This is a genomic window from Rhizobium skierniewicense (assembly GCF_014196515.1).
GTDB lineage: Bacteria > Pseudomonadota > Alphaproteobacteria > Rhizobiales > Rhizobiaceae > Agrobacterium > Agrobacterium skierniewicense.
On the sequence record NZ_JACIDV010000004.1, the window covers coordinates 244,981 to 265,563 of the forward strand.

The 20,583-nt window shown below is 57.9% G+C and carries 18 protein-coding genes and 1 other RNA gene; 12 read left to right on the forward strand and 7 right to left on the reverse strand.

From position 1 onward, the window contains the following. Positions 1 to 55: 55 nt before the first annotated feature. The 7 genes from GGQ73_RS08145 to GGQ73_RS08175 form a co-directional block, all read right to left on the reverse strand. Positions 56 to 1,282 (reverse strand): lytic murein transglycosylase, encoded by a 1,227-nt coding sequence (locus tag GGQ73_RS08145; RefSeq protein WP_183895452.1) that lies wholly within the window; start codon positions 1,280 to 1,282, stop codon positions 56 to 58. Positions 1,283 to 1,451: 169 nt separating this feature from the next. Further along, the gene (locus tag GGQ73_RS08150) at positions 1,452 to 2,243 is read right to left on the reverse strand and encodes a glycoside hydrolase family 25 protein (protein WP_174153538.1); all 792 of its coding nucleotides are present in this window, start codon (positions 2,241 to 2,243) and stop codon (positions 1,452 to 1,454) included. 147 nt (positions 2,244 to 2,390) lie between these two features. Continuing rightward, a complete protein-coding gene (locus GGQ73_RS08155) occupies positions 2,391 to 3,068 on the reverse strand; it encodes a class I SAM-dependent methyltransferase (RefSeq protein WP_183895453.1) in 678 nt (225 codons plus the stop codon). Next, a complete protein-coding gene (locus GGQ73_RS08160; RefSeq protein ID WP_183895454.1) occupies positions 3,065 to 4,315 on the reverse strand; it encodes a BtaA family protein in 1,251 nt (416 codons plus the stop codon). The genes GGQ73_RS08155 and GGQ73_RS08160 overlap by 4 nt, the downstream gene beginning before the upstream one ends. 213 nt (positions 4,316 to 4,528) lie before the next feature. Continuing rightward, positions 4,529 to 5,563 carry a lytic transglycosylase domain-containing protein gene (locus GGQ73_RS08165; RefSeq protein ID WP_183895455.1) on the reverse strand — a complete coding sequence of 345 codons (1,035 nt, stop codon included), beginning with the start codon at positions 5,561 to 5,563 and terminating at the stop codon, positions 4,529 to 4,531. A gap of 123 nt (positions 5,564 to 5,686) precedes the next feature. After that, complete coding sequence (locus tag GGQ73_RS08170) at positions 5,687 to 6,322, reverse strand: LysE family translocator (protein WP_183895456.1); 636 nt, start codon at positions 6,320 to 6,322, stop codon at positions 5,687 to 5,689. A gap of 170 nt (positions 6,323 to 6,492) precedes the next feature. Beyond that, complete coding sequence (locus GGQ73_RS08175) at positions 6,493 to 7,704, reverse strand: pyrophosphate--fructose-6-phosphate 1-phosphotransferase (protein WP_183895457.1); 1,212 nt, start codon at positions 7,702 to 7,704, stop codon at positions 6,493 to 6,495. A gap of 311 nt (positions 7,705 to 8,015) precedes the next feature. On the opposite strand from GGQ73_RS08175, the gene GGQ73_RS08180 reads away from it, so the two are divergent. The 12 genes from GGQ73_RS08180 to GGQ73_RS08235 all read left to right on the forward strand — a co-directional run bounded on the left by GGQ73_RS08180 (position 8,016) and on the right by GGQ73_RS08235 (position 20,465). After that, complete coding sequence (locus tag GGQ73_RS08180) at positions 8,016 to 8,756, forward strand: J domain-containing protein (RefSeq protein ID WP_183895689.1); 741 nt, start codon at positions 8,016 to 8,018, stop codon at positions 8,754 to 8,756. Then, positions 8,753 to 9,520: an N-acetylmuramoyl-L-alanine amidase gene (locus GGQ73_RS08185; RefSeq protein ID WP_183895458.1), complete on the forward strand. Its 768-nt coding sequence runs from the start codon at positions 8,753 to 8,755 to the stop codon at positions 9,518 to 9,520. Before GGQ73_RS08180 ends, GGQ73_RS08185 begins: the two co-directional genes overlap by 4 nt. A 245-nt stretch (positions 9,521 to 9,765) precedes the next feature. After that, positions 9,766 to 10,302, forward strand: a complete 537-nt coding sequence (locus tag GGQ73_RS08190; protein WP_183895459.1) for a lytic transglycosylase domain-containing protein — start codon at positions 9,766 to 9,768, stop codon at positions 10,300 to 10,302. Between the two features lie 84 nt (positions 10,303 to 10,386). Further along, entirely contained in the window at positions 10,387 to 11,574 is a 1,188-nt protein-coding gene (locus GGQ73_RS08195) for an FAD-dependent oxidoreductase (protein ID WP_183895461.1), read from the forward strand. A 112-nt stretch (positions 11,575 to 11,686) separates the two neighbouring features. Then, entirely contained in the window at positions 11,687 to 12,880 is a 1,194-nt protein-coding gene (locus tag GGQ73_RS08200; RefSeq protein ID WP_183895463.1) for an NAD(P)/FAD-dependent oxidoreductase, read from the forward strand. A gap of 59 nt (positions 12,881 to 12,939) precedes the next feature. After that, positions 12,940 to 13,342, forward strand: an RNA gene (gene rnpB / locus GGQ73_RS08205) — RNase P RNA component class A. 398 nt (positions 13,343 to 13,740) lie between these two features. After that, on the forward strand, positions 13,741 to 14,181 hold the full coding sequence (mraZ, locus tag GGQ73_RS08210; protein WP_183895465.1) for a division/cell wall cluster transcriptional repressor MraZ: 441 nt from the start codon (positions 13,741 to 13,743) through the stop codon (positions 14,179 to 14,181). Positions 14,182 to 14,195: 14 nt separating this feature from the next. Further along, positions 14,196 to 15,221, forward strand: coding sequence for a 16S rRNA (cytosine(1402)-N(4))-methyltransferase RsmH (gene rsmH, locus GGQ73_RS08215; RefSeq protein ID WP_183895467.1), 1,026 nt, complete (start codon positions 14,196 to 14,198; stop codon positions 15,219 to 15,221). A gap of 1 nt (position 15,222) precedes the next feature. Further along, positions 15,223 to 15,777: a cell division protein FtsL gene (ftsL, locus tag GGQ73_RS08220; RefSeq protein WP_183895469.1), complete on the forward strand. Its 555-nt coding sequence runs from the start codon at positions 15,223 to 15,225 to the stop codon at positions 15,775 to 15,777. Further along, positions 15,777 to 17,516 (forward strand): peptidoglycan D,D-transpeptidase FtsI family protein, encoded by a 1,740-nt coding sequence (locus tag GGQ73_RS08225; RefSeq protein ID WP_183895471.1) that lies wholly within the window; start codon positions 15,777 to 15,779, stop codon positions 17,514 to 17,516. The genes ftsL and GGQ73_RS08225 overlap by 1 nt, the downstream gene beginning before the upstream one ends. 58 nt (positions 17,517 to 17,574) lie before the next feature. Further along, positions 17,575 to 19,035, forward strand: coding sequence for a UDP-N-acetylmuramoyl-L-alanyl-D-glutamate--2,6-diaminopimelate ligase (locus tag GGQ73_RS08230; RefSeq protein ID WP_183895473.1), 1,461 nt, complete (start codon positions 17,575 to 17,577; stop codon positions 19,033 to 19,035). Beyond that, on the forward strand, positions 19,032 to 20,465 hold the full coding sequence (locus tag GGQ73_RS08235; protein ID WP_183895475.1) for a UDP-N-acetylmuramoylalanyl-D-glutamyl-2,6-diaminopimelate--D-alanyl-D-alanine ligase: 1,434 nt from the start codon (positions 19,032 to 19,034) through the stop codon (positions 20,463 to 20,465). The genes GGQ73_RS08230 and GGQ73_RS08235 overlap by 4 nt, the downstream gene beginning before the upstream one ends. The last annotated feature ends 118 nt before the right edge of the window (positions 20,466 to 20,583 follow it).

The following is a 20,583-nucleotide window of genomic DNA, read 5'->3' on the forward strand; positions in this document are numbered from 1 at the left end:
CGTGGTTAATGCCACAGCCGTCCATCGCAATCCGTCAGAATCGGATACAAAGTTTTTAAAGAGCATCCAGAAGCGCGCGGGTTGGCCATCCATCGGCGGGTAGGCCGAGGCGCTGCTGTTCACGCTGTACGGCGATGCGTGTACCCGATCCGAGGATGCCATCGATCTTGCCGACGTCATGGGTCTTGGCATCGAGCTTGGTCTGAAGTTCCTTCATCGCGGTATCGTCAAGGCCGGGCTCAGGATTGCCCTTGGCATAAACCGGTGCGCCCATGAAGCGGGTCGCGAAATAGGCGGCCGAGGTGGTGTAGATGAAGGACTGATTCCATTCCAAGTATATGTTGAAGTTGGGGTAGGTTATGAAGGCCGGGCCTTTGCGACCCTGTGGCAGGATAAGGGCTGCGGGCAGGGCGCCGAAGTTCTTGTTGCCATCCTTTGGCGCAACACCGAGATTGAACCATTCGCTTGCTGTCAGCGTACCGCCGAGGCCGGATTTTTCCCAAGGCAGGTTCTCCGGTACGGACACTTCCTGAATCCAGGGCTCGCCCTTCTTGAAGCCAAGATGCTGGATGAATTTGGCAGCCGTCAAAATAGCGTCCGGGCTGCTCGCCTTGACGTTGACGTGACCATCGCCATCACCATCCACGCCGAATGCGATGATATCCTTGGGCAGCATCTGCACTTGGCCGATTTCACCAGCCCAGGCACCCGTGTTGGTGGCCGGATCGAGATCGCCGTGCTGAACCATTTCGGTAAGCGCAATCAGTTGCGGGCGGAATAGCTCCGGGCGGCGGCAATCATGCGACAGCGTGACCAGCGCGTTGCGGGTGTTGAAATCGCCCTGAACCGCGCCAAAGTCCGTTTCCATGGCCCAAAAGGCTGCAATCACACCTGCAGGCACGCCATACTCGTCTTCGGCACGCTTGAAGGCTGCGGAGTGCTCCTGAATCTTCTTGCGGCCCATGTCGAGGCGGCCCTGGCTGACAGTGCGCTGGGAAAATTCAAGGAAGGTCTGGCGGAACACGCCCTGAGCGCGGTCACGCGACAGAACCTTCTGGTCGATCTGCGCGCCAGCCAGCGCCTTGTCCACGGCTTCTGCTGGAACGCCCTTGCCCACGGCTTCTGTCTTTACGCCTTGTAGGAAGGTGTTGAGATCACCGCCGCAGGCCACCTGTTTCGGGTCATCCGGAGACGCCACGGGAGTGATGGCGAGCGCCGAGCCGCAGGACAAGGTAAAAAAGGTGGCAGCGAGTGCGAGGCTGCGTGGCGAAAAGCTGGACATCAGAATTCCTCAAATGTGCGATTTAAACCATGCGTTCGCCAAGCTTTGTGGCGGAAGCGTGGGCAAGACGATGGAAAAGCACCAACAGACGTGATGTTTCCAACGCCATGTCTTCGGTCGACAGCACATCTGCTGGAATTACCGCAGAAATCAAGTTGAAATCGATGGGTTAGCCGCGCGGCTGGTTCGCAGATGCCACCCATGTGCGCCAGTTCTTTTCCGAGCCGGCGAAGACATTGATATCTGTCGGCGTGCTGATGCCGGGAATGACGCCGGTGCCGGTATATTGCCAGAACGCCCATTGGCGGTCGCTGTAGATCTGGGCGGGGTGAGCGGCCACGGAGCGGACCCAGAACGGGTAGTTCTTGAACTGGCCGACCAGATTGTCGCGGTGGAAATCAACACTGGTATAGATGATCGGGCGCTTGCCGTAGTGGCGTTCGATGCGGGTGAGGAACTGCTGTATCTCGGCACGGACCACCTCTGGTGAAGGCCGTGTCTTGCAGGTTGGGGAGGCGGGGTTCCATTCGACGTCCAGGACCGGCGGAAGTTTCATCGCCTCTTTGGGCACGGTGCGAATGAACCAGTCTGCCTGGGCATCCGCCGTCGCGCAGAAATAATAGAAGTGGTAGGGCGCGTGCGCCACGCCTGCGGCTGACGCTTCGCGCCAATATTCGTCGAAGCGTGCATCGACACGGTCCGTACCTTCGGTTGCCTTGATGAAGGCAAAGGAGACGCCGGATTTGCGCACGGTTGCCCAGTCGATATCCCCATTCCACTTGGACACGTCGATACCGTGTACCTCATGCTTGTGGGGTGAGCGCGCGCCGAAATCCTGTGGATCATTATCCTTGAAGCGCGGCTTGCCGACGGAAGCGGTTTCGAGGAAATCATAACTGGTGGAGGTGCAGCCGCTCAACAGGAGGATGGACACGAAAAGAGCCGGAAGTAGCCGCTGCATGATGATCCCAGTGAAACGAATGAAAGTCCGCGCCGGTCGCCCCGGAGAGGCGCCGTAATCTCCTGTTTACCATAACAGGGTAAACAAGCCGTTATGGCAAGACGGATGACGGGAAATTCAATGCTTTACCGTTGACCGCAGCTGTTTTCAGGCCTCTGGCAAGGTCATGACAGCGCGCCACGCGTATCCTCGCGCAATCGGCTGGAATTCCAACGCAACGTTGGCGCTGCCGGCGAAAGCTTCCAGCACATATCGCATATTGGCACGGGGCGTGACGTGAAACTTGGTCAACCAGGCCTGTAGCAAAGTCCGGAACGGGCGTGGCAGGCCTTCCTGTTGCCCGAAATCCACGATGTGCAGGGAACCACCGGGCGCAAGTGACGCCAGCGCGCGTTCCACTGCCTTTTCCCATTCCGGTATCATCGATACGGCATAGGAAATCATGATTCGGTCAAAACCATCGTTGCGAGCAAATTCGCTGAGCCTGAAGGTCGTGGCATCTGAGACGCGCAACACAGGCCTTTCCTGCCTCCCGGCGAAGGTTTCGGCAGCCGTCGTCAGCATTTCCGCCGAGATATCAAGGCCGTAAATCTTTGCAGTCGGGAAAAGTTTGGATGCTCGAAGAAGATTGCGGCCGGTGCCACAGCCGATTTCCAGCAAGCTGCCGCCTTGCGGGATATCGAGTTTGTCGATGGTGGTGTCGCGGCCCAGCAGATAATATTTGCGCGTCAGATCATAGATGTGTCGCTGGTTGCGATACATCTTGTCCATCAGGTTGGCGTGGTTGACATCACGAAGGCTGACATTGTCACCGATGCTTTTCATGCCTGCGCCCTCTGATAGATATGGAAGCCACCATAAATGGCGGAGCGGTCACGCGCGTTGAGTTCCTGCGAGCGCTCGGCGAGATAGGACCATTGGGCGCGGATATCGGGTGACAGGCGGCCTTCGATGACGCTCTTTTCGGCAGCCGTGCGGAAAATGACGCGGGCGTCTGGCCCCGCCGTACGGCTGATCTGCGACCAGAGTTCATTGATCTGCGTGTCCGTCATCCAGTCCTGCGCGTCCAGAAGAACGTAGCGGTCGACAGAAGATGCCGGTTTGGAGGTCAGCAGTTCTGTAAAGGTGGCGTGGTGTACGGAAACGCGTGCGGCATTTCTGCGGATGGCGGGATAGTAATCGGTGCGCAGATAATCGGGAAGGTTGCCCTCCTGCGCTTGCGGATAACGGCGCACAAAGGCCTGCCAGGCGAAGTAATTGTCTTTCAGCGGGAAATCACAGGCGAGCTTTTCAAGACGCTGGCGAAGAACCGGAGCAATCGTGTTGCCGTCCGAAAGGCTGGCGAGCTCATCGTATTGGCGTGGTGGAATGCCGAGGCCGAAGAGCGAGCTCTTGCGCTTCGTCAGCCAGCGGATCATCGGCTTGTCGAAGAGCGGCGCGACTTTCTCGTTGAAGAACTGACGTTGCTCATCCATCGAACGGGCATTGGCCATGTCCTGAAGCTTCACACCGTGCAGGCGGGCCAGAACGTGACCTATGCCAATGAAGCGGCCGAGCAAGCCGGTGCGATAGATGTTGCCGTTGAACACAGAAATCCGACGGCGGCCGGTCATCTTGCGTTTCGACCAATAGGCGCGTGTCTGCGGGTCGAGGTTTGGGGCAATGAAACGATCGTAGCCTTCGCTGTTGGAGCGCACGTTGGCGTGACCGAACTGGCGCACGACGTCGCCATGATTCGGCAGGTGGCGGAACGCTGCGAGCTTCAACTTGTTGAGGGCGATGTGGTGCGGATTGAGATCCACCACATCGATGCGAGATGGATTGCGCGACAGGTAGGCAAGGACGTTACAGCCGCCTGAACCGATGGTGACGATGCTGTGGCCATCGCGCAGCTCCATCGCCTGCATATCGACCTCAGGGTCTTCCCAGATTTGCGGGTAGACCAGACCGGAAAACAAAACACCGAACAGGCGCTCCGACAGGCCGCTGATGGACAGAGCCTTGTGTTGGAGCAGCGCTGTCTTCAGTTTCACGTTTTTGCTGAAACCGGTTTTCGGCGCGACACTGGTCATCTGATTCCACCTCTCATTCGGTTGAGAGGCGTTTAACCGCGAGACGCAACAGTTTGATGACGAGGCGGTGGTCAGGTGTTTATGTCGCCGTTAGATTGGCATGGGGGCTGTATCCAGCAGCGATACGTCCGCATGTCTTTGACGGCCAGGTCGATCAAGGACTTGATCTTAACTGTTCTCGAGCCAATGAGGGTAGAGGGTTGTGTCGCCAGGCTACTTGCGCAAAACGTGCAGCATGCCCTTGCGCTTGGCGTCGTAATAGTAGCCGCGGGCGTAAAGACGGACGGCGTTATCACGATCGTTGTCGGCCACCAGCCATGCACCACTGAGATATTTCACGGCGTATTTCAGGTTGGTCTCGGCGTCGAAGAGGCCTGAGGCGGGGCCGTCGAAGCCCATCGAGCGTGCCGTGGCGTGCTTGATCTGCATAAGGCCGAAATGGCCGCCGTTGACCGCATTTGGATTGTAGCGGCTCTCACGCATCACGACGCGGTGAACGAGATCTTCTGGCACGTTGTACATGGTGGCGTATTTGGTGATGAGGCCGCTAAGCTTCTGACGGCCAACCATCGATGGCGCATCCAGTGAAGGCGTGATGGCTTCCCGTGTGCTGATGGCGGCAAGAGCTGCATTTTGCGGCGCAGACGCATAGGCAAGCATCGCACCCTGCGGCTTTGGAACCGGGATGACACTCTGCTGCTTCATCATTTCTTCGGTCAGCGGAATGGCTGCCGCTGATGGGGTTCCGGGCGCGCCGGGTGCTGGCGGAAAGCTTCCCTTGAGCGCAACGACCTGCGGAAGCGCGGCACTCGCCGTCTGGTGAGCCAAGGCTGCTGCCGCCGGTGTCGTGGCGGCCGGTGCTGCAAGAGCGACCTGAGTAGCCGCCTGTGGCTGCAACTGCGTGTCTATGGCAGCAGCGGCTGCAATTTCGGATGCGGGGGGAAGTGCAACGCGGCCACCCTTGAGGGCGGTTGATGTTGGTAAGGTCGTTGCCGTGGAAGCGACTTGTGTGGCAACTGCCGCGGTTTCCGTCGTCGCTCCGGCTGCTGCCGTTGCAGGTGTCACACTTGCCATCTGGGTGGTGGTTGTGTCTGCCGATGTGGCCGTAACCGAGGCTATCTTCGGGTGCGATGGATCGCCCTTGGCCGAATATTCGACGCTTGTGCATCCTGCCAGTGACAGCGCAAGGCCCACTGTGGACGACATAAGAAGCGCCGATCTTCGACCAAAACTGCCTGAAAATTTCATGCTGCCGCCCTTGAGTGCGCCTGTCGCTCGATACCCCCGTTTCCAGCGAAGCAGGCAGTCCCTATCCGGCGATCATTAACCTATCGTAAGGTTTCGGGCAAGCGGCGACTTAACAGCAATGTCTTATGCAGCGATACGGCGGTATCCGGCGGTCACGGCGCGGCCAGCGATGAAGCTCTTTCGCTTTGAATTCTTTGCTTTTTTGCTAGCCGACATTCTCCGCACAGACGTGATCGTAAAGCGTGCGAAAGCCGCCTGCAGGCCAAGGCATACGAGCGCAATCAAGAGAAGGACCGACTGCATTTGCGTGACCATTTCAACGACGTCGCGGGTGCCGTTCAAAAACTGCATGAGGAAAGCGACGAAGAAGCCGAAATAACGCAAACGCAAAGCTGCCATCACGAAGCAATCCGAAAAGATGGTGCCGAAGGATTTTCCGCGCAGGTTATCGTTGTCGGCATTGGCTTCGCGCGCGGCGGGTGTCGCAATCGTCCACAGGGTAAACAGCATCAGCCAAGCCGTGCCGGCCCAGCGTGCGATGTCCACAAGCGTGGAGGGCAAGAGTTCTGCGCCGACGACGATAATGGAGGCGGCGGTAACCGTTGTGACGATGCCAAGTGTCGCGCCAGTGAGAGCTGCGACCATGGCGCGCTTGCCGCGTATGGCGGTATAGCTCGCGACTTTGAAGGACACGGGTGAGGGCAGTGCGAAAAGGATAGCGCAGGCCGAGCAGAACACCAGCCAGACTTGTGCGGACATATGCTTTCCTCCTAGCCCTCCCTGCACGTCATTTCTTTGTAACCTACAGTATCACCCCAGAAACCGAAACGCATTTCTGGGGTGATAGGTTCATAACGTCGAGAGCGGTGTGTTTACGCCACAGTTTGCGGTTCACAGCATCATGCGGCGTAAAGAGGCGCTTTTATGCTCTATGCCGCTTTGTAGGGCTGGCCAATGTGGTTCATGACCTCGCCAAACCACGGTGTCGATAGGTCGAAGTGCTTGCCGCCCTTGATGCGCGGAAATTCGATGGTGCGCAGCTTGCCGCCTTGGTCTTCGTCATGGCCGGTAACGCCCGAAACCTTGTTGAGTGCGCTTTCCACGGCCAGATCAACCATGCCCTGGATGAGCCGCAGGTCCTGGCCATTGGCGGGGGCGGAGCGCGCGTAATAGCCCGACTTTTGCACCATTGTGCGTTCCGCGCCGATCAGGCTGGCGAACTGCTTCTGGAACCACCCGCCAACATTGATGGTGTCGATCTTGACGTGACCGAAAGCATCACGCTTGACGGTTTCGCCGGATGCTTCGCGCTCGGCAACGATCGAATCAAGGCCTGCACCTTCAGAGACGAAGAGCGTGACGAAGCCCGTCTTTTCCATCGTCTTCTTCAGGCGCTCTGCCTCGGCCTGGATATCGAAGGCCATTTCCGGCAGATACAGACCATCGATGCTCTTTAGCTGTGGTCCCATCAACAGGCCATCGACATATTCATTGCCAGTGGTCTTTTGGATATAGGCCCGCGCCGTTGCCGCCGTCAGCCAGCCGCAGTGGCGCCCCATGACTTCGTGAATGACGAAGGTCTTGGGCGCTGCACTTTGTTCGTTGCTGACATTGTCGAAGAAGTTTGCGCCAACTTCCGCTGCAGTCCACGCGCCCAGCGACTGCTTGATAGGCACGACGTCGTTATCGACGGTTTTGGGAAGGCCGACAACGGTGAGGTTATAGCCATTGGCGCCGAGGTAGGCCGCAAGGTCCGCAGCCGTCGTGTTGGTGTCATCACCGCCAATGGTGTGCAAAATGGTGACGCCATCCTTTGCCAGACGGTCTGCCGCCACGGCCAAAGGGTTTTCACCTTCCTTGACGAGCCCGCGCTTGGCGCAGTCTGCGGCATTGGTCAGCTTCACACGGCTGTTGCCAATCGGCGAGCCGCCGTAGCGGTGCAAAAGGTGCGCTTTCTCGCGCATATCCTTGGTAATTTGAACGCTGTCGCCCAACAGAACGCCTTGATAACCGGAGCGATAGGCAACGATGTCAATGTCAGGCGCGATGTCGCTGTAGCGTTCGATCAGGCCACCCACGGCAGAGGAGAGGCATGGTGCAAGACCGCCTGCGGTCAACATTGCAACTTTCTGTTTGGCCATCGTGGCACTCCTTCGTGTTCATTCCAAAGATGTCGTAGGGCAAATGGATGCGGCAGCGAAACGAGCATGTAAAGTGAATTTCTCAAGAAAATCGGGCATTTCGCACCAATCTTCAAAGCGATTGAACGAGTTGGCTGATCTAATCGTTTCAATTGCTCGTACCAACTTCGTACTGCTTCCAGGCTGTGGAAAACCAGTGGCGTCGCGACGGAAACGACCCCGCCAAACCTCATCGCAAGATGAAGAAAAGTTAATGCCATGCGACCTTTATGTATATTGCAATCAGCAAGCGGGGCCGTATGCTTAAAGCCATGATGTATGATTTCGCCTGTTTGCAACTTTCATCGCTGTGGGAACGACTGCTTGGCGCAATAGGCGATGCGGCGGGCAATGTGCTGGGCCGCGTTATCGAAGCGGTCAGAACCGTGTTCGAAGGCGATCCGGAAACGCGCCGTCAGGTGTCGTTCTCGGTGGCAATCATTGCCCTGTCGGCCAAGATGGCCAAGGCCGACGGTATGGTCAATGATGCGGAGGTTCAGGCCTTCAGGCAGATATTCGATTTTCCCGAAGAAGAAGCCAAGAACGTTGCGCGACTTTATAACCTCGCGCGGCAGGATGTGGCCGGTTATGAGGCCTATGCCGAGCGTCTGTCCGGACTTTGCGGTTCCGGAGAGCAGAATTGCGAGATGCTGGAAAGCGTTATCGATGGCCTTTTCCACATCGCCAAGGCTGATGGTCTGATCCACGAGCGGGAATTGGCGTTCCTCGGCCGCATCGCGGACATCTTCCGAATCACCGAAGATCGTTTCGAGACAATCATGGCACGACATGTTCACATGGAGGGACGGGATCCTTACCGTGTGCTTGGTGTTTCGCCTGCAGACGATTTTCTCGATATTCGCAAGCGTTATCGCTCGCTTGTGGCTGAACACCACCCCGACAAACTCATTGCGCGCGGCGTTCCCATGGAATTGCACGCCGCTGCGAATGAGCGCATGGCTGCACTCAACGCCGCCTATGCGGCCATCGAGAAAGAACGCCGCGTCGCATGATTGATTTCCCTGCGGATTATGCGGGTGCCAGCGTCGTGCCTTCGCCCAACCACGGCGAACGGGTCGATGTCGACGGCCCTGACATGATTATTCTCCATTACACGGGAATGGGAACCGCAGACAGCGCATTGTCATGGCTGTGCAATGCCGAAAGCCAGGTTTCCAGCCACTATTTCGTCTTTGAAGACGGTCGCATCATGCAGCTTGTGCCGGAACGACGTCGTGCTTGGCATGCGGGCAAAAGCTCCTGGGGTGGGCTGGCGGATATCAACTCACGCTCTATAGGCATCGAGATTGCCAATGCAGGGCACCCGGCGGGTCTTCCTGACTTTCCGAAAGCACAGATCGATGCGGTGATCGAATTGTGTCGAGATTGCGGCGCCAGATGGTCCATCGCGCCGGAACGGGTGCTCGGTCACTCCGATATCGCACCTGTGAGGAAAATCGATCCGGGCGAAAAATTTCCATGGGACATCCTGTCGCAACAGGGGGTCGGTCACTGGGTTCCATCCGCACCCATCGGTGGCGGAAGGTTTTTCCAGCGCGGCGATAGCGGGCAACCCGTGGAAGCCCTGCAATCAATGCTGTCGCTCTATGGATACGCTGTTGAAATCACGGGTGATTACTGTGAGAAGACCGAGGGCGTCATTGCCGCTTTCCAGCGCCACTTCAGGCCATCGCTGGTCGATGGCATTGCCGATTTTTCAACTATCGACACGCTGCACCGGCTGATTGCCGCATTGCCGAAATTTCGTGGCGTCTGAGCGCTTTTATTGAAAATCTGTTCCAGAAAAAGAGTTGAAAGCGGGCCTTTGTTGCGCCTTGCCACAGTATATCCTTATTGGGCCACTTAATACGTCTCACAAACCAGCGATCTGCTTCAATGTGAAACGGTGATCGTGAGTATCAATGATGAAGACGTGCGAAGGATTGTTCTGATGAACTTTCCGAGCGGCTGATCCTTTTCGCCGCACATCGCAGTCTTCGTGCCCGGAGACGTTTTATACCAATGAGAAGAGCATATATTGCTGTCTCGGCTTGCCTTGTGCTGCTTGCCGCGCAGAGTTGCCCTGTTGTTGCCAACGATCAGGTGAAAATCACGACCGTGCCGTTGGAAACCTATATCCGCAAGCCCGGCTATCCCATTCCCGAAAGAACGCTTCCGTCGAAACTGCAAAACGAGTACTCCGACCTGATCGTGAAATACGCCAAACGTTATGGTGTGCCGACCAATCTGGCGCATGCGATTGTGTCCGTCGAGAGCAAGTTCAACCCGAAGGCGCGCGGCAGTGCCGGTGAGGTGGGGCTGATGCAGATCAAACCAGCGACGGCACGGATGATGGGCTATCGCGGCACGACGCAAGCGCTCTATGATCCCGAAACCAACATTCGCTGGGGCATGCAATATCTCGCCACAGCCCATCAGCTCGGTGGCGGACAGGTTTGCAGCACGATTCTGCGTTACAATGCCGGACATGCGGCCACGCGTATGAACCCGGTCTCGAAGCGCTATTGCGGCAAGGTGCAGGCGCTGCTGCAAAGTTGATGCCTTTCGAGTCACTCTTGGATTGCAGCTTTTGAAAATCGCTGAACTTTGCTAGTCAGCGCTTGAAGCGAGCGGGAGACGATGATGGCGGATTTCAGGTTTATCGTTATCGGCGCCGGCATGATGGGTGCCGCTGCGGCGCGACACCTTTCGGCCGTGGGTGATGGTGTGGCCCTGATCGGGCCTGCCGAACCTGCGGATCGCAAAACTCACCTCGGCGTATTTTCCAGCCATTACGACGAAGCGCGAATCACGCGTGGTTTCGATGGCGACCCCGTGTGGGCCGAATTGGCGAAGCGCTCCATCGGGCGCTATGCGCAGATCGAAGCGGAAAGCGGCATTCCATTTTATCACGAGGCAGGATGCCTGTTTGCCGGAAACGGCAAAGGGCTGGGCGGCGACTATGTCGCCAGCGCCTTGTCCGCGCAAGGCAGGCTGGGGCTTGAGGTTGAGACCTTCGCAGCCTCGCAAATGGGTGCCCGTTTCCCGATGTTCCATTTGCCTGGTGATCATCAAGGCTGGTTTGAGCCACGCAATGCAGGCTACGTCAATCCGCGCGCATTGGTCAAAGCGCAGATCAAGATTGCTGAGTGTCGGGGTGCGACGCTTATTCGTGAAACGGCGGTGCGTGTCAGTGATACCGCATTCGGTGTCGAGGTGATGACGGCTGAGGGGCAACGCTACACAGCCGAGAAGGTGATCGTGGCTGCGGGCGGGTTTACCAACATGGCTGATCTCCTGCCCGTCAACGTGGATATGGCCGCGACCGGGCGAACGATTGCATTTTTTGAACTGGATGCGGACAAGCAACGCGCTTTTGCGAGCATGCCTTCAACCATCGTCTTGGCGGAAAATGCCGAAGATATCGTCTACATCTTGCCGCCGGTGCGCTACCCCGATGGCAAGCTCTATCTTAAGATCGGTGGTGAGAGCGAGAAGGGCCGGCTGGAAACGCTCAGTGAGGCCGTGCGGTGGTTTCACTCCGATGGGACAGCAAGCGAGGTCGATTTTCTGGTCAAACGTGCCGTCGAGTTGATGCCGGAGCTTACCGGTTGCCCGGTCACGTCAGGGTCCTGCGTCGCCTCCATCACTCGCACTGGCTACCCCTATATCGGCTACACGCAGTCCTCCAATATCGCCGTATTGACGGGCGGTAATTTCGTTGCGGCCAAGTCCTCCGACGAGATCGGACGGCTGGGTGCGGTCCTGTTGCTGGATGGGCAGTTGGAAGAGGTGGATTTCGCAAGGAGTGTGGCGCCGGTTTTTGCCTAAGCCACACCCGATGCCATCTGCCACCTCCATTATCAAACCCAAGCCTCTGGCATCGATTCCGCAAACTGCTACACCTCTTTGTTATAGACTCTGAAAATCGGCGAGCGCGATGATGGCAGCACAGTTCAAATATATCGTCGTTGGTGCGGGGATGATGGGGGTAGCGGCTGCGCGGCACCTGGCGGGGAAGACGGATGGCGTCGCTCTGATCGGGCCAGGTGAGCCTGCTGATATCAAACATCACACCGGTGTTTTCGCCAGCCACTACGATGCTGCGCGAATCACCCGTACCATCGACAGCAATGCCGATTGGGCACGAATGGCCAATCGTTCCATTGCCCGATACGGCGAGATCGAGCGTGAGAGCGGTGTTACGTTTTACGGCGAGGTCGGTTGCCTCATCGTCGGCAAGGCGCGTGGTACGGGCTTTCCCTATATCGAGAATGTCTGTGCGGCGGCAGACACACTCGGCGTTGCCACGGAGGTGTTGGACGACGAGGCATTGGCCAAGCGCTTTCCCTATTTCTCTTTCGAGCACAGTTGTGAGGGGGTGTTGGAGGCGAGCAACGCCGGTTACGTCAATCCACGCGAACTCGTCCGAGCGCAGATCGTTTCGGCTGAAAAGCGTGGCGTGACGCGGATCGATGACATCGCTGTCAGAGTACAGGACGAGAATGGCGTAGCGATCGTGACGACAGCATCAGGTCAAGTCTACGAGGCGGAGAAGGTTCTGGTTGCCGCTGGCGGATTTTCCATTGCGCAAGGTCTGTTGCCGCAAGCGCTTCATATGACGGTCTATGCCAGAACCGTGGCTTTCTTCGAAGTCCCCGATGAGGAACTCAATCTTTACACGGGCATGCCGTCACTCATCTACGAGCCCGCTGACCCACGCAAACACATCTATCTGTTGCCACCCGTGCGTTATCCCGATGGCAGGTTTTACCTGAAAATCGGAGGGGAGCCGGTGGATGTTCCGCTGCAGACGGATCAGGATATTCGCGACTGGTTCCGTTCAGGCGGGAACGCGAACGTCCGCGACGATTTCGTCGAGATCATCGATAGTCTGATCCCGTCGATCGACACGTCGCGTGTGTCCATGGCGGCCTGTGTGACGTCCTATACGCCGACTGGATTTCCAGCCATTGGTTTTACCGCCTCTGCGCGCATCGCGGTGCTGACCGGTGGATGCGGTGCCGCTGCCAAAAGTTCCGATGAAATCGGGCGGTTAGGAGCGCAGCTCCTCTCCGAAGGCATTCTTGCCGATGAGGGTTACGGAGCTGATTTCACGCCGGTTTTCTCGGCCTAATTACCCATCCGCCGATTTTCTGTTGGCTTTCATGACTGAACCCGTCTATGGAGCCCCTGCCAGTTGGCCGGGCAGCCGCGCTTTATCAATGTCGAAAGACGGTAGGGTGAGGAAAGTCCGGGCTCCACGAAAACACGGTGCCGGATAACGTCCGGCGGGGGCGACCCTAGGGAAAGTGCCGCAGAGAGTAGACCGCCACCTTTCAGGTGGTAAGGGTGAAAGGGTGGGGTAAGAGCCCACCGCGCCGCTGGTAACAGGGGTGGCATGGTAAACCCCACCGGGAGCAAGACCGAATAGGGATGACGTGGGGTCAAGCGAAAGCGGACCTACAGCCGGTTTTTGGGCGAGTCATCCGGGTGGGTTGCGAGAGGCGGCGTGTAAATGTCGTCCTAGATGAATGGCTGCCACGTTCCGGGTCAAACCGGAGCCATACAGAACCCGGCTTACAGGCCAACTGGCAAATTCCTTTTTATAAATGGTCCTTACGCCGCGCGATAGCGCAGTGTGCGTAAGTGCATGTTATTGCTAATCAAATAAGATTTTAGAGGCGATTTTTTATTGTCGTGGCGCAAGTGCTTGAATGAACACGGTAAACCATTCGTTAAACTTAACGGGATATGAATATGCGATCCGAAGCCGGTATCCCACTGGCTTCTCCCATTGACGCCCAAAGTGTCCCATGGTATCCCAAATGCACACCACAAGGGGTCGTGTTTTTGACCCGCAATCTCTGAAACGGAGAGGCCTGCAAGGGTCCGATGGGCATTACGTCCTGCCGGTCAGCGATTTGTCATGCGTAAAGGTGTTGCCTGTTGATGCGGCTATCTGCTTTGCATCGGGTGGTTTTGGCGAGTTTTGCGATGGGTCGCTTTTTATCGAACGTGACGAACAGGATCGACGCCAAGGGGCGCGTCTCGGTTCCGTCAATGTTTCGTTCGGTGCTGACGGAGCGCAGCATTCAGGAGCTTTATTGTCTCCAGGATTTCGCATTTCCGGCCATCAGCGTCGGCGGTCCGGACTTGCTGGAGCGATACGAACGGCAGATCGCGTCCATGGATGCTTTCTCGCCGGAAGCGAACGCAATGTCGCTGCTGGTTCACGGCGGCGGCGTTTTCATGAAGCTCGATGCGGAAGGGCGGTTGATGGTAACGGATTTCATTCGGGAATTCGCCAACATAACGACCGAGGTTACCTTTGTCGGTCGAGCGGATCATTTTCAGTTGTGGCAACCGGATGCGTTTTACGAGGCGCAGAAGGCGGCAAGAACGGGGCGCGGTTTTACGGCTGCTCGCCCCGTATAGGACGGGGACACCGAATGGCGGCGAATTCTGGCGAACACTCTTCTGAAGCCAGCGGCGGACCGGTTCGCCACATTCCGGTCCTTCTCCGTGACGTTCTCAAGGCGCTGGAGCCAGCGCCCGGAAAAGTCATTCTGGACGGCACATTCGGTGCTGGCGGCTACACTCAGGCCATTCTCGATCAGGGCGCGCATGTCATCGCGCTTGACCGTGATCCCAACGCGATTGCTGATGGGCAAGCCATGGTTGGCGCCAGCGGCGGTCGTCTGTCGCTGATCCAGTCCCAGTTTTCCAATCTTGCAGCGCATGCGCCAGCCGAAGGCCTTGATGGTATCGTGCTGGATATCGGTGTTTCCTCCATGCAGATCGATGAGGCCGAACGCGGTTTCTCCTTTCAAAGAAACGGGCCGCTCGACATGCGTATGTCGTCTTCGGGCGTTTCGGCGGCAGATGTCGTCAACCGCTGCAAGGTCGGCGATCTCATTCGCATCTTCGGTTTTCTGGGCGAGGAAAAGCAGTCGGGCCGCATCGCGCGCGCCATCGAAAAGAAGCGTGCAGACGAGCCATTTCGTACGACGCGTGATCTGGCTGGGCTGATCGAAATCGTCACCCCGCGGAAAGCCAAAGACAAGATCCACCCTGCAACGCGCGTTTTTCAGGCACTGCGCGTGTTCGTCAATGATGAGCTCGGTGAACTGGCGCAGGCTCTGTTTGCTGCAGAACGGGCTTTGAAGCCCGGCGGTCGGCTCGTCGTGGTCACATTCCATTCGCTGGAAGACCGTATCGTCAAGAAGTATTTCGCTGACCGTTCCGACCGTGCAGCAGGCTCGCGCCACATGCCTATGCTGGCTGCCAAATCAGCGATCTTCGATGCCTTGGGCAAACCGATGATCGCGGCCAGTGACGAGGAGGCGGATATCAATCCGCGGGCCCGGTCTGCCAAACTGCGCGCTGGCATGCGCACAACGGCGCCGGTGCGGCCAGCCGACATGTCGATTTTCGAGCTTCCCAATCTCACAAGTCTCGAAAAGATGGGAGGCTGATATGCTGCGTACTCTCGATTTCATTCTGATGGGTGTGATGGTGTCTGCTGCTGTCGTGACCTACACGATCAAGCATCAGGCCGATGTGAAATTGGAATCCGTGCGAAAGCTGGAGACGGAAATCAAGCTGGAGAAAGACACCATCGATCTTCTGCGCGCCGACTGGGCGCTGCTGACGCAGCCGAACCGTCTGCACCGCTTGGTCAATGCTTATCAGGACGATCTCGCGCTGGCACCGACACAGCCGACACAGCTTTCGCAGCCGAAGGAATTGCCGATGCTGCGTTCGCAACTACCGCAGCCACCGGAGCCACAGGGCATGAGCGTGGAGGATGTGATCGCCGCTGCTATGAATGGTTCCAGGCCCGGCGCAACACTCGGCGGTGCAAAGCCCAAATCCAAACCTGCCGGACAGATTGTGGCCACTGGTGGCGCACCCGCACCGCAACCGCGCGCGCGCGCGGCGCGGCCTGCGCAGCCGATGCCAGCGGTACGTGCTGAGGCGGGTGATGAGGCTGGCGATATGGATGAAACGATAACTGGATCGGTGGACTGATGTCTTTTCTGTCTCGCGTCATGGTTCTGAAAAGCAGGGCTCATTTTTCCGCAAGCACCACTGGTTTTGCCGACCATGCGGCCTTCGAGGGTGCGCGCAAGCGACGCGCCACGCAGGCCAAGACCCGGGTTGGTTTGCTGGTTGTCGGTTTTGTCGTGTTCTATGGCGTTGTCGGTGGACGCCTCATTCAATATGGCATGACACAGCCAGAAACCGTTTCCAGCATTGCCCCCGCAGACCGGTTGATGGCTTCGCGTCCAGACCTTCTGGACCGCAACGGTGAGGTGCTGGCGACCGACATTCGGACCGTCTCGCTGTTTGCAGAGCCGCACCGCATCGTGGATGTCGATGAAGCTGTCGAAAAACTGCAGACCGTTCTGCCTGATCTTGATACGCGCGGTACGTATCAGAAACTGAAATCCGAATCCCGCTTCCAGTGGCTGCGACGCCAGTTGACTCCAAAGCAACAGAGTCAGATTCTGGCGCTTGGCATTCCCGGCATTGGTTTCCGCCCTGAGAAGCGCCGTTTCTATCCCGGCGGTCACACCGCTGCGCATGTTGTCGGTCACGTCAATATCGACAACCGCGGCGTTGCGGGCATGGAGCGCTATCTGGACAATCAGGGTCTTGCCGATCTGACGGCGCTCGGCATGACGTCCGATCAGCCCCTCGAGCCGGTCAAGCTTTCGATTGATCTGCGCGTTCAGGCCATCGTGCGTGAAGTGGTTGCCGACGCCATCAAGAAGTTTCAGGCAATCGGCGCTGGCGCCGTCGTGATCAACGTTCACACGGGCGAAATTCTCGCCATGGCATCGCTGCCGGATTATGATCCGAACAACCCGGCCGAAGGTGCCAAAGAAGGCTGGCTGAACCGCATGTCGAACGGCACGTTCGAGATGGGGTCGACCTTCAAGTCCTTCACCATCGCCATGGGTCTGGATTCCGGCAAGGTGCACATCAACGATACGTTCGATGCGCGCGCGCCGATCCGCATCGGTGGCTTCACCATCAAGGATTTCCACGGCAAGGGCCGTATCCTGTCCGTCCCTGAGATCTTTCAGTATTCGTCCAATATCGGTACTGCAAAGATTGCCGATACCGTTGGCATCGAGGGTCACAAGGAGTTTCTGACGCGGCTTGGTCTTTTGACCAAGATGCAGACAGAACTACCGGAAATCGCCATGCCGTCCCAGCCGCGCGTTTGGAAGAAGATCAACTCGGTGACCATTTCCTTCGGTCACGGCGTGTCGACGACGCCTTTGCAGACGGCGATTGCCGGTGCAGCGCTGGTCAATGGCGGCAAGCTGATCGAGCCAACGTTCCTGCCGCGCACAGTGGCGCAGGCCGATCAGGTTGCCAAGCAGGTCTTGCAGCCGGGCGCGAGCAAGGACATGCGCTTCCTGTTCGAATGGAACGGCGTCAATGGTTCCGGCCGCAATGCGCGTGTCGAGGGCTTCAATGTGGGCGGCAAGACGGGCACAGCGGACAAGGTCGTCAATGGTCGCTACGTTCACGACAAGAACTTCAACGCCTTCCTCTCAGCATTCCCGATGGACAAGCCTGAATATGTGGTTCTGTCCTTCATCGACGAACCGAAGACGGACAAGGGCAACGGTGCCGCACTGGCTGGTACGTCTGCCGCACCGATGGTGCACGACATCATCTCGCGCTCGGCCGCTATTCTCGGCGTCAAACCCAAGTTCGGCAAGGACGGTTCGGCCTTGCTGGTGTCTTATTGATTGGTACAGCTTATGACGAACCGGCGAATCGCGCCGGGGGGACAAGACGGGCACATCGATGAATTTGCGAGATCTCTCCGGGACCGAGTTCCCGGAACTGAATGAATTGCTGCGGACGGATGCCGGAGCGCTGGATATCACCGGCATTACGGCTGATAGCCGCAAGGCGCAGCCGGGTTCTCTGTTCGTGGCGGTTGCCGGGACAAAGGCGGATGGCGGCACCTATGTGCAGGACGCAGTGGCGAACGGCGCTATCGCCGTCGTTTCCAGCCATGCTATCGATGCCGATGTGCCGGTTCTCGTTGTCTCCGACCCACGACTTTATCTCTCTCTTTCCGCTGCCCGCTTCTATCGCACGCAGCCAGAGACGATGATCGCCGTAACCGGCACGGCGGGCAAAACCTCGGTCGCGTCTTTCATCCGCCAGATCTGGACTTTTGCGGGTCATGCTGCGGCACAGATCGGCACGACGGGTGTGATCGCGCCGGGCCGCGAAGACTATGGTTCGCTGACGACACCGGATCCGGTTTCCCTGCATGCACTGCTGGCAGACCTTGCTTTCGAAGGTGTCACCCATGCGGCGATGGAAGCGTCCAGCCATGGCCTCGACCAGCGCCGTCTCGATGGCGTGAAGCTGAAGGCCGCCGGATTTACCAATCTCGGTCGTGATCATATGGATTATCATCCGACGATTGAAGACTACATGGCCGCCAAGATGCGGCTGTTCGATACGTTGTTACCGAAGGGTTCGCCTGCCGTCATTTTCTCTGACGATGCATGGTCGGAAAGCGCTGTAAAAGCTGCAATGGACGCCGGTCATGATGTGCGTACCGTCGGTCGCAAAGGTGATTATCTGGCGTTGAAGCGCGTCGAGCATTTCCGCCACAAGCAGATGATCGAGGTGCATCACCAGGGCAAAATTTACGAGGTCGATATTCCGCTGGCAGGCGATTTTCAGGTGGCCAATGCGCTGGTGGCCGCAGGACTTGCAATCTCCACCGGCGTTGAGCCCTCTGTGGCGCTGAAGGCCCTGGAAAAGCTGGTGGGTGCCGCCGGTCGCCTCGAACTGATCGGCCAGACGAAGAACGGTGCGTTGGCCTATGTGGATTATGCCCATAAGCCAGACGCGCTGGAAAATGTGCTGACATCGGTGCGCCCGTTCACATCCGGTCGCATTATTACCGTGTTCGGTTGCGGTGGAGACCGGGACAAGGGCAAGCGGCCGATCATGGGCGAGGTCGCGACCCGGCTTTCCGACATCGTCATCGTCACGGATGATAATCCGCGCTCTGAAGAGCCGCAAACCATCCGCGCCGAAATCATGGCGGCGGCGACGGGTGCGCTTGAAATTGCAGATAGGGCTGAGGCTATCAGCCATGCCGTATCGTTGCTGGGCAGTGGCGATACGTTGATCGTCGCGGGCAAGGGGCATGAGGAAGGTCAGATTGTTGGTAGCGTCACGCTGCCGTTTTCGGACCATGAACAGGTGCGAACTGCGCTGGAAGGACTGAAGATTTGAACTGGTTATGGACAGTCCCGGATATGGTCGCCGTGATGGCAGGCCGTCCGGTTGGCAACCTGCCGCAAGGCATCACGGGCATCTCCATCGATAGTCGCTCGGTGCAGGAAGGTGAGGCCTTCTTCGCTATCAAGGGCGACCGGGTGGATGGTCATGACTACGCTAGCTTTGCCGTTGCCAATGGTGCCGGTCTTCTGGTGGTCTCGGAATCGAAACTTCCCGCGCTGGGCCGACTGACCGTTCCGATGATCGTCGTGGAAGATGTTCTGGCCGCTCTGGTCAAGCTGGGTATTGCAGCACGCGAGCGGACATCGGCCCGTATCGTTGCCATCACCGGTTCCGTCGGCAAGACGACGACCAAGGAAATGCTGCGGCAGGTGCTGGCCCCATCGGGCCGTGTTCATGCAGCTGTCTCTTCCTTCAACAACCACTGGGGTGTGCCGCTGACGCTGGCCCGCATGCCTGCCGATTCCGAGTTCGGTATTTTTGAGGTGGGTATGAACCATGCTGGCGAGATCAGCCCGCTGGTGAAGCAGGTCAAGCCGCATCTGGCTATTATCACCACCATTGCTGCGGCACATCTGGGTAATTTCAACAGTCTGGAAGACATTGCTGCCGCCAAGGCCGAGATTTTCGACGGCGTTCTGCCCGGCGGGGCCGTCATCCTTAACCGTGACAATGCGCAGTTCGAGCAGCTGGAACGGGCGGCATTCGACGCTGGCATCGAGCACGTGCTGACGTTTGGCCAGCATGCCAAGGCTGATTTCCGTCTGGCCGATTTCGAAAGCACACCAAACGGGTCCACCATTTGGGCCATCATCAATGGCGAGACCAGCGAGTTGCACATCGGTGTAGCCGGTCGTCATATTGCCGAAAACGCCATGGCCGCCATCGGTACGGTCGCCGTTCTGGGCGCGGATATCGACAAGGCGTTTTCCGCGCTTGGAACGTTGGAGGCGGTGAAGGGCAGGGGCCAACGCCACCGACTTTCTGTTGGCGACGGCTCGTTCCTGTTGATTGATGAGAGCTATAACGCCAACCCGGCCTCCATGCGTGCCGCCATCGCCCTTCTGGCTACCGCCGAGGTGAAAGGGGATGGACGACGCGTCGCCGTTTTGGGCGATATGCTGGAGATGGGCGAGTTCGCAACCGAGGTGCACGAGGAACTATCAGGCCCGCTGTTGTCGGCCGGTATCGAGCATGTGTGGCTTGCGGGTGAGTCGATGGCTGCGTTGCGTGACGCTTTGCCCGAAAGCGTCAATGTCGCATGGTTCCCCACCACTGCCGAATTGAATGAATTCGTTCTGAAGTGGGTCCAGCCGGGCGATGTGGTGATGATAAAATCGTCACTAGGCATCGGTTTCGGCAAGATCGTTACGGCTCTTCTTGACAAGTATCCGGCATTCCCCGAGACGGAACGCCAAATCTAGAGCAGCGACAACCCAAGTATCGAAAGTGGTCTTGGGTTATCCGGTGCTGAAACAAAAACGTGGAGCTGCGTGGGTACATTTCATCTGCCCGCCTCTCCAAGCGGCCTTTTGAAAGGGC